Consider the following 13,460-nt stretch of genomic DNA (forward strand, 5'->3'; position numbering starts at 1 on the left):
CCATCATCGTCATCCGGGCCACCCAGAAAAAGATGATGTCGAAGCCCGTCACCAGCACGCTGGTGGGGTACCAGCGCTGCAGGTCAGCCGCCTCGGCATTGGGCCAACCCATGGTTGAGAAGGGCCAGAGACCACTGGAGAACCAGGTGTCGAGGGCATCCGGATCCTGCTCAAGAACAGCACCCGCCCCGAACTGGGCATCCGCCTTGCTCTGGGCTTCGGCCTCATCCCGGGCCACCACATAGGGGGTGGAATCGGTGATCACACCGCCGGTCTCGCTGACCACAAACCAGGCGGGAATGCGGTGACCCCACCAGAGCTGGCGGGAGATGCACCAATCGCGAATGTCCGTGAGCCAATCGCGGTAGACCTTGCTCCAGCGCTCCGGAACAAAGCGGGGATCGGCGTTCTCGAGGGCCTCGCGGCAGCGGGCCGCCAAGGGCTCGGTTTTGACGAACCACTGGGTGGAGAGCAGGGGCTCGACGGGCACCTTGCCCCGATCGGAGAAGGGAACGCTGTGGCGGTAGTCCTCCACCTTCACCAGGAAGCCTTCGGACTCCATCGCCGCGACCACGGCCTTGCGGGCTTCAAAGCGATCCAGCCCCTGGAAGCGACCGGCGGCCTCATTCATGGAGCCGTCCTTGGCCATCACCGTGATCAGCGGCAGGTTGTGGCGCTGGCCGATGGCGAAGTCATTGGGGTCGTGGGCGGGGGTGACCTTCACGCAACCCGTGCCGAACTCGGCATCGACGTGGTCATCGGCCACGATCGGAATCTCCCGGCCCACCAGCGGCAGGGTCAGGGTCTGACCCACCAGCTCTGCATAGCGGGGGTCCTTGGGATTCACCGCCACGCCGGTGTCACCCAGGAGGGTCTCCGGACGGGTCGTCGCCACCTCCAGGAAGCCCTGGCCGCTGCTCAGGGGATAGCGGAAGTGCCAGAGGTGACCATCCACCTCCTTCATCTCCACCTCCAGGTCGCTCACGGCTGAACCGGAGGCGGGGCACCAATTGACCAGGTACTCACCCCGGTAGATCAGCCCCTGCTCATGCAGGCGGTTGAAGGCCTCGATCACCGCTTCGCTGCAGCCGGCGTCGAGGGTGAAGCGCTCCCGGCGCCAGTCCACCGAGTAGCCGAGGCGGCGCAGCTGGCCGACGATCGTGCCACCGCTCTGGGCCTTCCATTCCCAGGCCTTCTCCAGGAAGGCCTCGCGGCCGAGGTCTTCCTTGCGCTTGCCGTCGGCCTTGAGCTGCTTCTCCAGGATCGTCTGCACGGCGATCGAGGCGTGGTCGGTGCCGGGCAGGCAGAGCACGTTTTTGCCCTGAAGCCGCTGGAAGCGGACGATCGTGTCGATCAGGGCCGTGTTGAAGGCGTGGCCCATGTGCAGGCTGCCGGTCACGTTCGGCGGTGGAATCACCACCGAAAACGGCTCACCGGGGGCCTTGGGATCCGGGTGAAACGCGCCTTGGGTTTCCCAGGCCTGCTGCCACCGCGCCTCGGTGCCTACCGGGTCATAGGTCTTCGGCAGGGCGTCGGTCACGTCAACAGATCAGGCGATCGCCCCATGCTCGCAAAGGGCCGCCGGGGCCTCAGCCCGCCGCCAGGCGCTTGAGATAGGCCTCCCGGCTGCCGGCATTGATCCAGCCGGTGGCGATGGTCTTGCTCGCGCTCTGAGTGACCCGGCCCCGGTGGATGTGGGAAGGCCCGGCCGGGAAGATCACGAGCTTGCCCCGCTGGGCCTCCTCGTGGTGCTCCTGCCAATGGAACTCCGTGCCGGCCTCCTCAACGCTGTTGCAATAGAGGATCCAGGCCAGGACGCGATGCACCGGCTCGGTGGCCTCATCGCTGATGGTCCAATCGCAGTGCCAGCGCTTGAAGCCCTCGCCGGGGGCATAGCGCTGCAGGTTGAAGATCGGGTTCACGAAGAGCTCCTGATCCGGGCAGCAGTCCCGGAAGAGGGGACGCTCCTGCAGGTAGCGCTCCAGGCCGGCCGTCACCCCCCGCAGGATCACCTCCGCGAGCGCAAAGGCCTCGGGGTCGGAGCGATCGATCGCCACCAGGCTGATGTCAGTCGAAACCTTGGCGGGCTCAGCCCCATCGGGCCCAAACGCCACACCGGGACGCTGCAGGTCCTCGCGCCGCTCAAAGAAGGCCATCACCCCATCGGAGAGGGCCTCAAAGCCGGGGTTGCTGTAGCGCGCAATCAGCTCCATCAAGCCTGCTCCAGCCAGGGAATGGCCACAAGGGCGTCCAGACGCTGCCACCGTTCCTGATCCGCGGGCAAGCGCTCCGTCAGCCCAACGCGCTCCAGGGCGCGGGTGATGCGTCCCGGCTCCAGCACCTCATCGGCGGGGCCCTGGGGCAGCACCAGCACCTGTTGTTCTGCGGGATCGGCCATCAGTTGCAGCTCCAGATCCCCCAGCTCCCGCTCGAAGAACACCCGCCGCATCCGGCCGGTCTGGACCGCACCGAGGGCCTCAGCGAAGGTCTTCAGACCCTCCTCATCGCCGCTGCAGCCGCAGTTCAGAGCCATCCAGATCAGCAATTTCGCCCAGCTCTCACTGCTCCAGAGGGGCTGGAAGCTCTCTCGGTTTTGGCGCACCAACTCCGCCAGGGCGAAATCCACCAAGGTCGCCTGCAGGGCCAGTGGGTCAGGAGATGCAGTTGTCATGACATCCATCCTCCCCATCGGTGTGCAGACTGCGGTCAAGTGAACGCCGAGCCATGGCCCTCGACTTCAACGACGCCGATCTGGAGTTTGCCGATCTGGTCTACGCCTACCAGAGCTGGGTAATGGCGGTGATCAATGACGAGAAGCTCGGCGGCGAGAAGCTTCTGAGCGACGAGATCACCGATGACGCCCTGAGCGCCATGCGCTTCCTGCCCGGCGAGGTGACCGCTGCGATCGAGACCAGCCTGGCCCGCGTCTACGACGTGGATCCCGACGAACTCGCCTCCCTGCTCTTCCCCGAAGACTGAGCCGCGGGGCCATGGCCTCGGACTACGTCCTGGGGACCCACCAGAGCGAACTGGAACGCCTGCGCTTTCAGCACGAGCTCTGGTCTCCCATCAGCCAAGCCGCCTGGGCTCGGGCCGGCATCCACAGCGGGCAGCACCTGCTCGACCTCGGAGCCGGTCCAGGTTTTGCTGCAGCCGATCTCGCTGCCCTCGTCGGACCCAGCGGCCGTGTCCTGGGCCTGGAGCTCAGCGCTGACTACGCCGCCGAGGCCCAAGCCCTGGCGCGCCGGAGCGGCATCGATCAGCTGGAGGTCCGTCAACACGACCTGCTGAAGGATCCCTGGCCCCAAGAGCAGTTCGATCTCGCCTGGTGCCGCTGGCTGGCGATGTTCCTGCCGGACCTGGAACCGCTCCTGGCGGGCCTGGGGCAATGCATCCGCCCCGGCGGCCAGGTGCTGTTCCACGAGTACGTCCACTGGGACACCTTCGCCCTGCACCCCGGGGCCGAAGCGATTGCTCGCTTTGGCCAGGCCTGCCAGCGGAGTTTCCGCGCGGCCGGCGGTGATCCGGATGTGAACCGCAGGCTGCCGTCGCTGCTGACGGCGCGGGGCTGGAGCATCGAAGAGCTGCGCCCACTGCCCGTGCTCGGTCCCCAAGGCTCGATGGCGGCGCAGTGGCTGGAGCGCTTTGTTGCGGTCTACGGGCTGCAGCTGCAGCGCCTCGGGCTCTGGAGCGCTGCGGACCAAACCGCAGCACTCGGGCAGATCCAGGCGGCCGCCTCGGATCCCGGCAGTTTCTGGGTCGGACCCACGGTGCTGGAGCTGCGGGCGAGACGATTGGGGCCGTAGTGCCCCGCCCCGCCGTGCCCTGGACCGCCGCTGAGATTCCCGATCAACGGGGGCGGACCGCCCTGATCACCGGGGCCAATAGCGGCCTGGGACTGGAGAGTGCCCGGGCCCTCGCCGCCAAAGGGGCCCGCGTGCTGCTGGCCTGCCGCAGCCTCGAGAAAGCCAACGCCGCCGCCGCGGCCCTGCGCTCGGACACCGGCGGAGAGCTGATCCCGCTGGAACTGGACCTGGCGGACCTGGAGAGCGTGCGGCGGGCCGCCGCCCAGGTGGAGCAGCTGGACCTGCTGCTGAATAACGCCGGAGTGATGGCGCCGCCCCGGACCCTGAGCCGCCAGGGCTTCGAGCTGCAATTCGCGGTCAACCACCTGGGCCACGTCGCCTTGACCCAGGCCCTGCTGCCCCTGCTGAAGCAAAGCCCCAGTGGACGGGTGGTGCATGTGAGTTCCGGTGCGGCCTACTTCGGCCGGATCGCCTTCGATGACCTGCAGGGCGAGACGCGCTACAGGCCCTGGGATGCCTACGGCCAAAGCAAGCTGGCCAACGCCATGACGGCCCTGGAGCTGCAACGCCAGCTCGAGCAGGAGGGCTCCAGCGTGCTCTCGCTGGTGGCACACCCGGGCCTGGCCCGCACCAACCTGCAGCCCACCTCCGTGGCCTCGAAAAACGCCAAGCTCGAAGGCCTGGCCTACCGCCTGATGGACCCGCTCTTCCAGAGCGCCGCCATGGGGGCCCTGCCCCAGCTCTTTGCCGCGACCGCGCCGGAGGCCAAGGCCGGGGTGTTCTACGGACCAGGCGGCTTCGGGAACCTGCGGGGCTATCCCACCAGCTGCCGCATGCCCCCTCAAGCGCTGGACGTCGAGGCCTGCGCACGCCTCAGGTCGGTCAGTGCAGCACTGATAGGGTCGGCCCCAGCGGGCGGTTCCCTGTAGGGAACGCCAGACGACAGCCGCCGCCGATCCCTATGACTTTCGCCCTCAAAGAATGGTGGGGCAAACCCCATCGGGACATCCTCTCGGGCCTGGTGGTGGCCTTCGCGATGATCCCCGAGGCGATCGCCTTCTCCGGAATCGCCGGCGTGGATCCGCGGGTGGGTCTCTTTGGCGCCTTCATGCTCTCGGTGACCTTGGCGGTCTTCGGCGGGCGCACCGCGATGATCACCTCGGCCACGGGCTCCACCGCCCTGCTGATGACCGGGCTGGTGGAGCAGGGCAACGCCCTCGGCGAAGGCATGGGCCTGCAGTACCTGCTGGCGGCCGGGGTCCTGACGGGTGTTCTGCAGATCGCTTGGGGCTATCTACGGCTCGCCCACCAGATGCGCTTCGTGCCGCAACCGGTGATGGCGGGCTTCGTCAATGCCCTGGCAATCCTGATCTTCCTGGCCCAGCTTCCTCAGCTCGGCCTTGATTTCTTCCACCCCGAGAAGGTGGCGGTGACCGCGGGGCAGCTGCCGGCGGTCTGGGGCCTGATGGCCCTGACCCTGGTGATCATCTACGTGATGCCGCGCTTCACCAAGGTCGTGCCATCGGCCCTGGTGGCGATCCTGATCTCGACGGGGATCTCGATTCGCATGGGCCTGGATGTGCCCACGGTCAGCAGCCTCGGCACCCTGCCCAGCGGCCTTCCTCAATTCGGGATCCCGCAGGTTCCCTTCACCACGGGCACCCTGGGCCTGATCCTTCCGACCGCCCTGGCCATCTCCCTGGTGGGTCTGATGGAGACCTTCTTGACCCAGGACATCCTCGACGACGTCACCGACAGCTCGTCCCACAAAAACCAGGAAGCCCGCGGCCAGGGCATCGGCAACATCGTCAGTTCGTTCTTCGGCGGCATGGCCGGCTGCGCCCTGGTGGGCCAGTCGGTGATGAACGTGGGCTATGGCGGCCGCACCCGCCTCTCCACCCTGACCTCGGGCGTGAGCCTGCTGGCGATGATCCTGCTGGCCAGCCAATGGGTGAATCAGATCCCGATGGCCACCCTGGTTGGGGTGATGGTGATGATCGCCATCAACACCGCCAACTGGGATTCGATCCGCAGCATCCGCCGCATCCCCAAGAGCGACACCTCGGTGATGCTGCTGACGGTGGTGGTGACCGTGCTGACCCACAACCTGGCGGTGGGCCTGCTCTCCGGTGTGGCTCTGGCGGGGATCCTGTTCAGCCGCAAGGTCGCCAAGGTGATCGAGGTCAGCAGTGAGCAGAGCGGCAGCGAGCACCGCATCTACCGCGTCCGCGGTCAGCTGTTCTTCGTCAGCAGCATCTACTTCCGCCAGGGGTTTGAGCTGCACGAGCATCCCGCTCGCGTGACCATCGACATGGGCGAGGCCCACATCTGGGATCAAAGCGGCGTGACCGCCCTGGATCAGGTCATCCGCAAGCTCAAGCTCGGCGGCAGCCAGGTCGAGGTGATCAACCTCAACCAAGAGAGCACCGATCTCTTCGCCCGCATCGGTGTGGCAGAAGAAGCCGGCGGCCGCGGCGGGGAGCTGTCTTCAGCCCACTAGTGCAGTAATGCCCGGTGCCGGGTTCGAACCAGCGACATCCTGCTTGTAAGGCAGGCGCTCTACCGCTGAGCTAACCGGGCGGTTACGGCATTCTGCAGGGCAGCATTCACCCCCGGCGATGGCCAGCGGCCAGCAACACGACCGCGCCACCTGCTGGCTGGCCCTGCCCTATGGGCTGCTCTGGTGGCCCTGGCTTGGACCTCTCGGAACGGTCGTCAGCGCCCTGGCCTTCCTGATCGGAGGCCTCTGGCTCTCCCCCGATCTCGACACCAACTCCCGGCCCTACCAACGCTGGGGGCCCCTGCGCTGGCTCTGGTGGCCCTACCGCAAGACCCTGCGCCATCGCTCGATCCTGTCCCACACGCCGGTTGTCGGAACCCTGGTGCGGGTGGGCTATGGCCTCGGCATTGTCCTGCTGCTGAGCGGCCTGCTGCACCCCTGGGGAGCCCCCTCGAGCAGCGAACTGCTGACCAGGCTCAAGCAGCAGGAGCGGCTGCTCTGGGTGGCCCTGGTTGGCATCGAGGCCAGCGCCTGGCTGCACCTGCTGCAGGACGGTGATCCCATGCCACGGCTCTGGCGCCGTCGCTAGACCACAGGCAATCGCGAAGCCCCATGGCGCTCCTTGATTTCGATGGCGACTACGGCCGGCACTACGACCAGAGCATTCGCCGGCTGATTCCCGCCTACGACACCCACTTCGAGCTCGCCGCTGCTGCACTCGGGGCCCTCGTGCCAACGGCCTCATCGGCGCTCGTGGTGGGCCCTGGGGCAGGGGAAGAACTGCCAAGCCTGCTGAGGGCCATGCCCGGCGCACACCTGCAGCTGGTGGAGCCGAGCGAGCAGATGCGGGGGTTCTGCGACGCCGTGATCGCCCGCGTCCAAGCGGGCAGTCGCATCGGCTGGGCCCCAAACGACCTCAAGGAGGTGCCAGGCCGTTTTGACGCGGTGATCTGCCACAACGTCCTGCACCTGCTTCCTCCGGCTGAGCAAGAGGACTGCCTCCAACAGCTCTGTGCCCGCGTCAGCCCTGGGGGCGTGCTGGTGATCAGCGGCTTCAGTGAAGAACCCGGGGCGGACATGGAGCTCTGGCAGGCGATCGCCCGGGCCCGCTTCCACGCCCAAGGCATGGACTCCGAAACGATCGAGCGCGTGATGGCCTCCCGCAATGCCGGGGTCTACTCCGTGGATGCAGATCGTCTGGCGGGGCAGTTGCATCGGGCGGGAATGGAGCCAGCGACACAACTGCTGCAGGCCCTGTTCAACCGGCTTTGGTTCAGCCGCCGGCCTGCAGCGCAATGAGATCGTGAGGAGCCAGCTGGCCCCCCTTCGATGAGCGACGCCCTGCAAGAGCTGATCGCGGTGGTCGCCAAGCTGCGCGATCCCGATGGGGGCTGCCCCTGGGACCTGGAGCAAACCCACCAGTCCCTCGTGCCCTATGTGCTCGAGGAGGCCCACGAGGTGGCCGACGCCATCCGCCATGGGGATGACGCCCACCTCAAAGAGGAACTCGGCGATCTGCTGCTGCAGGTGGTCCTCCATGCCCAGATCGCCCAGGAGGAGCAGCGCTTCGATCTCGAGGCCATCGCCCAGGGAATCAGCGAGAAATTGATCCGCCGCCACCCCCACGTCTTTGGCGATGCCATCGCCAAAGACAGCGCCGCGGTCAAGGACACCTGGGAGGCCATCAAGGCCAGCGAAAAAGGAGAGGCTCCGCCCTCCGCCAGTCCCCTGAGCGATCGCCTGGCGGGCAAGGTGCGCGGCCAAGGCGCCCTGGCCGGAGCCATGACCATCTCCAAGAAGGCCGCCAAGGCGGGCTTCGAATGGGATGACATGAACGGTGTCTGGGAGAAGGTCCACGAGGAGCTCGATGAGCTCAAGGAAGCCGTGGCCTCAGGGGACAAGCGCCACGCCCAGGAGGAACTCGGTGATGTCCTGTTCACCCTGGTGAACGTGGCGCGCTGGTGCGGAATCGAACCCGAGGAGGGCCTCGCGGGCACCAACCGGCGCTTCCTCGATCGCTTCTCCCGCGTCGAAGCCGCCCTGGGGGGCGATCTTCAGGGCCGCAGCATCCGCGAACTCGAGGGTCTCTGGCAGCAGGCCAAGGCCCAGATCCGCCAGGAGCAGCAGGACGCGGTCTGATCGAAAAACCATTTCTAGTTTGAGGGGCCGGCACTGGAGCCCCCATGGGTTTTCGCTACCTCGATCGCCTGGCCAGCCCCGAGCAAATCCAGGGCTTTCTGGGCTTGATGGACCTGGCGGCTGGAGGAGGGGAGTCAGCCCAGAACGTCTTTGAGCTCTCCCACCGGCTGCGGGACTCCAACCCGATGAAGCTCTGCCGCAAGCGTCTGGCCCGCGATCCCGAAGCCGAGCGGCTGATCCAAACCCGGCAGCTCAGCGGGCCCTACGACCCAGAGGCCCTGAAAGCCCTGCCCAAAGGCAGCCTGGGTCACACCTACGCCACGGTGCTCGGGGCCCTGGGCTACGACATCAACTTCTTCCCCGAGCCCAGCTTCTTCAGCAATCTCGAGACCGACGCCGACTACATCAACTACCGGGTCTACGCGACCCACGACCTACACCACATCCTCACGGGATTCAGCCTGGACAACTTCGGCGAATTGGGGGTGATCAGCGTCAGCGTCGCCCAGTTCTCCCACCCAGGATTGGCCTTCACCGACCTGATGTCCCTGCTGCTGAATTGGTTCAGGGATGACACCCCGATCGACGAGCTGGAAAGCCACGCCGACAAGGCCCACACCACGGCCTATGCCTTTGGCCGCATCAGTGAAGGGCTGGAGATGGGTGCCAACGCCCAACCCCTCTTTGCCCAGCCCTGGGAAGCTCTGATGCCCCGCAACCTGGAGGACCTGCGCCGGGAGCTGCAGATCGACGCCGTCACCAGCGGCCCCTGGAGCTGGCACAGCCGCCCTGAGCTCATCGAGGCCCTCAAGGCCTAGGGAGGGCGGTGCGCAAATCTGGAGAGATCTCCCCGCGCCCCTGCGATGGCCGACAGTGCCGCTCCCGCTCCAACCCCCGGCTGGGTGGACGAGATCTTTGATGGTGTCCGCTACGGACTGGCCGGGCGGGTGATCGCCGAAGAGCAATCCCCCTTCCAGACGGTCACCATCATCGAGAGCGAGCGCTACGGCAAGGGCCTGCTGCTCGACGGCTGCTGGATGACCGCCGAGCGCCAGGAGCGGCACTACCACGAATCGATCGTGCACCCGGCGCTCTGCAGCGCCGCAGCGGTGGAGCGGGTGCTGGTGATTGGCGGTGGCGACGGCGGCACCGCCCGCGAGTGCCTGCGCCACACCGGCGTGCAGCACCTGGACATGGTCGAGATCGACGGACTGGTGGTGGAGTGGAGCCAGCAGCACCTGCCCTCCATCGGCGGAGGCTGCTGGAGCGATCCCCGCTTCCACCTGACCGTGGGCGACGGCATCGCCTGGGCCGCCAATGCCGCTGACGCCAGTTACGACGTGGTGATCGTCGATGGATCCGATCCCGCTGGCCCCGCCGAAGGCCTGTTCAACCGGGCCTTCTTCGAGCAGTGCCGCCGCATCCTCAAGCCCGGTGGCGTCTTCGCCACCCAGAGCGAATCCCCCGAGGCCTTCCGTCAGGTCCACATCGACACCGTCCAGGTGATCCGCGAGGTCTTTGGCCATGCCGATCCGATGTACGGCTGGGTGCCGATGTACCCGAGCGGCTGGTGGAGTTGGACCTTCGCCGCCATCGACGGCCGCCGCTATCTGGAGCCGGATCCCTCCCGCGCCGCGGCCGTGGTCGATGGCTGCCAGATCTGGAGTCCCCGCTGGCAGCGCGGCGCCTTTGACGCCATCCCCGCCGCCATCGAACGCGCGATCAACGCATGAACGACCTCTTTGACAGCGACGGCGCCATCTACATGGGCAGCCAGCGGGATCCCGCCGGCTGCCGGGTGGGCCTATTCGGCGTGCCCTACGACGGCACCACCTCCTTCCGGCCTGGCACCCGCTTTGGCCCAGCGGCGATCCGCGAGGTCAGCCCGGGCCTCGAGAGCTACTGCCCCCAGCTCGATCGGGATCTCGAGGAACTGGCCATTGCCGACCTGGGCGCCGTGGACATCCCCTTCGGCGCCCCAGAGCCTGTGGTGGCCGCGGTGAAGCAGGCGACGCAGGCGGTGCTGGGGCTGGGCCTCAAGCCGCTGATGCTGGGCGGTGAGCACTCCATCAGCTCAGGAGCAGTGGCCGCCGTCGCCGAGCAGCATCCCGAACTGGTGCTGGTGCAACTCGATGCCCACGCCGACCTGCGCCATGAGTGGCTCGGCGCCAACCACAGCCATGCCTGCGCCATGCGCCGCTGCCTGGAGGTCCTGCCCAGCCAACAGCTGCTGCAGATCGCCATCCGCAGTGGCACCCGCGAGGAATTCAGCGAACTGCGCCAAACCGGACGCCTGGTCGCGATCGAGCGGATGGCCGAGGCGCTCAAACCCCTCCGGGGCAAACCGCTCTATCTCACGGTTGACCTGGACTGGTTTGACCCGGCGGTGATGGCCGGTACGGGCACCCCGGAGCCGGGGGGATTCCTCTGGCGGGACTTCGCCGCCCTGGTGGATGAACTGCGCCACCACAACCTGGTGGCCGCCGATGTGGTGGAACTGGCGCCCATGCTCGACCCCAGCGGGGTCAGCAGCGTGCTGGCCGCCAAGGTGGTGCGCAGCCTGCTCTTCCTGCTGGATCGCTGATTCAGTAGGAGCAGGTGCCGCTGGCGCGCTGCTCACGCAGGCGCTCGTGCTGCTGGGCGATCAACTGCACCGCCAGGGTCGGGTGGTTATGCAGCAGGTTCAGGAAGCGCAGGCGATCGAGCTTGACCAACTCCACCGGCGTGCGGGCGATGGCGTCATTGCGGTAGACGCCGTCCTTCCAAACGATGTCCTGGTAGCTGAACAACTCACCCGGCCTGCAGCAGAGCTTGTCGCCGTTGGCATCAATCACCTCGACGATGCCGCGGCGCACGCCGTAAATGGCGTTAGCCGTCTGGCCACTGCTGAAGATCGCAGCACCGGTGGGGAACGAGAGGGTCTCGCTGTCCACCTGGGCGGACATCAGCTCAATCGGGGTCGCGATGGTGGACGTGAGCATGCGTCTCTGACCTCCCGTACCCCAAAACCTGATCGGCTCAGCTTGACACCTACAGCCCGGCAATCCAGGACGCCCAGACAACAAAACAGAAGAGATCAGAGATCTTCGGTTTTGCTTCAGCTTTCAAGTACATCCGTGAGGGCGAGCTGGCGGTCGCGCACCGCTGGCTGCAGGCCATCCCCTTGACCGACAACGGGCAGACGCGGCGGCCGAGCCGTCCAGTGATGGCACCACAACTCCCCCGCCAGCTCCGGATGAATCGGCAGCTTGCGCAGACGGCACCAACCCAACTCCACCCCCTTGGGGGAGGCGCAGTGGCGGCAACTTCTGCAGCAGGGACGCGGGCCTATCGCTTTGGAGGCTTGGGCTGCCAACCGTAATCAGGCCGTCCCGTGGCGGCCATAGGAAGCGGCAAAGCTCCGGGTTCTCTTCCCCTTGTTGAACAAGATCCATAGGATCCGCCTGAGCATTGGACTGCCATGGCCGCCTCGCCTTCCCTCCAGCGCACGCCGCTCTTCGATGCGGCGCGGGAGGCCGGCGGACGGATGGTCCCGTTTGCCGGCTGGGAGATGGCCGTGCAATTCAGCGGCCTGATCGACGAGCACCAAGCCGTCCGTGAGCACTGCGGCCTGTTTGACATCTCCCATATGGGCGTCCTGCGCCTGCGGGGAGCCAACGTCAAGGACGCCATGCAGGGCCTGGTGCCCAGCGACCTCTTTCGGATTGGGCCTGGCGAGGCCTGCTATTCGGTCCTGCTCAATGCCGAAGGGGGCATCCGGGACGACCTGATCATTTACGACCGGGGCTGGCTGGAGAACGAGCAGGTCCACGAACTGGTGCTGGTGATCAACGCCGCCTGTGCCGAGAGCGACACGGCCTGGATGCGCAGCCAGCTGGAGCCCGCCGGCATCGAGCTGATCGACCTGAAGGGCTCGGGCACGCTGCTGGCCCTACAGGGACCGGAGGCCGCACAGCTCCTGGAGGAGTTGGCGGGCTGCTCCCTCGCTGGGCTGCCGCGCTTTGGCCACCGGGAGCTGACGCTGCCTGGCCTGGGTGAGGCGTTCGTTGGACGGACCGGATACACCGGTGAGGACGGCTTTGAGCTGCTGCTCTCCGCCGATGCCGGCAAACGCTTCTGGACCACCTGCCTGGAGCGGGGCGTCAAACCCTGCGGCCTGGGCGCCCGCGACACCCTCCGACTGGAGGCGGGCATGCATCTCTATGGCAGTGACATGGATGCCAGCACCTCGCCCCTGGAGGCCAGCCTGGGCTGGTTGGTGCATCTGGAGATGCCCAAGGACTTCATCGGCCGCCCGGTCCTCGAGCAGCAAACCGCGGACGGGCTGAAACGGCGCCTGGTTGGGCTGAAGCTCCAGGGCCGCGCCATCCCCCGCCATGGCTACCCGGTTCTCCAGAACGGAGAGGTGGTTGGAACCGTCACCAGCGGCACCTGGTCCCCGAGCCTGCAGGCCGGGATTGCCCTGGCCAGCGTGGCCACCGGCGCCGCCAAGCTCGGCACCAGCCTGGCCGTCGAAATCCGGGGCAAAGCCGAAGCCGCCGAGGTGGTCAGGCGCCCCTTCTACCGGCGCTGAGCCCACTCCAAGTGGGACAATCGCCGATCACCCACTTGTTTCCACATGCGCAGCCACGGATGCGGCGACCTGCGTCAGAGCGCCACCGGCCAGGCTGTGCAGCTGTGCGGCTGGGTCGACCGCAGCCGTGACCACGGCGGTGTGATCTTCATCGATCTGCGCGACCGCAGCGGCACCGTTCAAATCACCGTCGACCCCGACAACGGCGCCGAGATGTTCGCCGTGGCGGAACACCTGCGCAACGAAACGGTGATCCAGGTGGAGGGCAAGGTGCGCGAGCGCCCCGCCGATGCCATTAACGACAAGCTCTCCACCGGTCAGATCGAGGTGCTGGCCAGCTCCATCCGCGTGCTGAACAGCGTCAAGGGCAACCTGCCCTTTGCCGTCTCGGTGCACGACGAGGAGAACACCCGCGAGGAGCTGCGGCTGCGCCACCGCTACC

The 13,460-nt window shown here is 66.9% G+C and carries 17 protein-coding genes and 1 tRNA gene; 12 read left to right on the top strand and 6 right to left on the bottom strand.

The genetic code is table 11. The features are described 5' to 3' along the window. The 3 genes from QZ184_RS06185 to QZ184_RS06195 all read right to left on the bottom strand — a co-directional run. The coding region (locus tag QZ184_RS06185) for a valine--tRNA ligase (RefSeq protein WP_296418621.1) at positions 1-1,540 on the bottom strand (1,540 nt) is incomplete at its 3' end. A 49-nt stretch (positions 1,541-1,589) separates the two neighbouring features. Continuing rightward, positions 1,590-2,213: a 2OG-Fe(II) oxygenase gene (locus tag QZ184_RS06190; protein WP_296418623.1), complete on the bottom strand. Its 624-nt coding sequence runs from the start codon at positions 2,211-2,213 to the stop codon at positions 1,590-1,592. Then, the gene (locus QZ184_RS06195) at positions 2,213-2,671 is read right to left on the bottom strand and encodes a protein phosphatase (protein ID WP_156797743.1); all 459 of its coding nucleotides are present in this window, start codon (positions 2,669-2,671) and stop codon (positions 2,213-2,215) included. Before QZ184_RS06195 ends, QZ184_RS06190 begins: the two co-directional genes overlap by 1 nt. 53 nt (positions 2,672-2,724) lie before the next feature. Here QZ184_RS06195 and QZ184_RS06200 point away from each other — a divergent pair, with 53 nt between their 5' ends. From QZ184_RS06200 to QZ184_RS06215, 4 genes are read left to right on the top strand one after another with little or no spacing between them, the layout of a single operon-like run. Further along, positions 2,725-2,979 (top strand): hypothetical protein, encoded by a 255-nt coding sequence (locus QZ184_RS06200; RefSeq protein WP_010313641.1) that lies wholly within the window; start codon positions 2,725-2,727, stop codon positions 2,977-2,979. Between the two features lie 11 nt (positions 2,980-2,990). Further along, entirely contained in the window at positions 2,991-3,806 is an 816-nt protein-coding gene (locus QZ184_RS06205; RefSeq protein WP_296418625.1) for a methyltransferase domain-containing protein, read from the top strand. A gap of 14 nt (positions 3,807-3,820) precedes the next feature. Continuing rightward, a complete protein-coding gene (locus tag QZ184_RS06210; RefSeq protein ID WP_296416146.1) occupies positions 3,821-4,735 on the top strand; it encodes an oxidoreductase in 915 nt (304 codons plus the stop codon). A 32-nt stretch (positions 4,736-4,767) separates the two neighbouring features. After that, entirely contained in the window at positions 4,768-6,306 is a 1,539-nt protein-coding gene (locus QZ184_RS06215; RefSeq protein WP_247476731.1) for a SulP family inorganic anion transporter, read from the top strand. Positions 6,307-6,314: 8 nt separating this feature from the next. On the opposite strand, the gene QZ184_RS06220 is transcribed toward QZ184_RS06215, so the two are convergent. Continuing rightward, a tRNA-Val gene (locus tag QZ184_RS06220) sits at positions 6,315-6,386 on the bottom strand. A 38-nt stretch (positions 6,387-6,424) separates the two neighbouring features. On the opposite strand from QZ184_RS06220, the gene QZ184_RS06225 reads away from it, so the two are divergent. From QZ184_RS06225 to speB, 6 genes are read left to right on the top strand one after another with little or no spacing between them, the layout of a single operon-like run. After that, entirely contained in the window at positions 6,425-6,895 is a 471-nt protein-coding gene (locus tag QZ184_RS06225; RefSeq protein WP_296418627.1) for a metal-binding protein, read from the top strand. 23 nt (positions 6,896-6,918) lie between these two features. Further along, positions 6,919-7,605, top strand: a complete 687-nt coding sequence (locus QZ184_RS06230) for a class I SAM-dependent methyltransferase (RefSeq protein ID WP_296418629.1) — start codon at positions 6,919-6,921, stop codon at positions 7,603-7,605. A 30-nt stretch (positions 7,606-7,635) separates the two neighbouring features. Next, on the top strand, positions 7,636-8,445 hold the full coding sequence (gene mazG, locus QZ184_RS06235) for a nucleoside triphosphate pyrophosphohydrolase (protein ID WP_296418631.1): 810 nt from the start codon (positions 7,636-7,638) through the stop codon (positions 8,443-8,445). A 44-nt stretch (positions 8,446-8,489) separates the two neighbouring features. Beyond that, positions 8,490-9,263 (top strand): Coq4 family protein, encoded by a 774-nt coding sequence (locus tag QZ184_RS06240; protein WP_296416126.1) that lies wholly within the window; start codon positions 8,490-8,492, stop codon positions 9,261-9,263. Between the two features lie 45 nt (positions 9,264-9,308). Continuing rightward, on the top strand, positions 9,309-10,178 hold the full coding sequence (gene speE, locus QZ184_RS06245) for a polyamine aminopropyltransferase (RefSeq protein WP_247476725.1): 870 nt from the start codon (positions 9,309-9,311) through the stop codon (positions 10,176-10,178). Then, entirely contained in the window at positions 10,175-11,029 is an 855-nt protein-coding gene (gene speB / locus QZ184_RS06250) for an agmatinase (protein ID WP_247476723.1), read from the top strand. Before speE ends, speB begins: the two co-directional genes overlap by 4 nt. Position 11,030: 1 nt before the next feature. Here speB and QZ184_RS06255 read toward each other — a convergent pair whose 3' ends face one another. Both QZ184_RS06255 and QZ184_RS06260 read right to left on the bottom strand, forming a co-directional pair. Further along, complete coding sequence (locus tag QZ184_RS06255) at positions 11,031-11,426, bottom strand: cyclic nucleotide-binding domain-containing protein (RefSeq protein ID WP_247476722.1); 396 nt, start codon at positions 11,424-11,426, stop codon at positions 11,031-11,033. 116 nt (positions 11,427-11,542) lie between these two features. Beyond that, positions 11,543-11,800 (bottom strand): hypothetical protein, encoded by a 258-nt coding sequence (locus QZ184_RS06260; RefSeq protein WP_232197217.1) that lies wholly within the window; start codon positions 11,798-11,800, stop codon positions 11,543-11,545. A gap of 105 nt (positions 11,801-11,905) precedes the next feature. On the opposite strand from QZ184_RS06260, the gene gcvT reads away from it, so the two are divergent. Next, the gene (gene gcvT / locus QZ184_RS06265; protein ID WP_296418634.1) at positions 11,906-13,018 is read left to right on the top strand and encodes a glycine cleavage system aminomethyltransferase GcvT; all 1,113 of its coding nucleotides are present in this window, start codon (positions 11,906-11,908) and stop codon (positions 13,016-13,018) included. Between the two features lie 45 nt (positions 13,019-13,063). Further along, a partial coding sequence (locus tag QZ184_RS06270) for an OB-fold nucleic acid binding domain-containing protein (RefSeq protein ID WP_296418636.1) occupies positions 13,064-13,460 on the top strand: 397 nt, incomplete at its 3' end.

Source organism: Vulcanococcus sp. DEBay_Sum22DG08_74 (assembly GCF_017852955.1).
Lineage (GTDB): Bacteria > Cyanobacteriota > Cyanobacteriia > PCC-6307 > Cyanobiaceae > Vulcanococcus.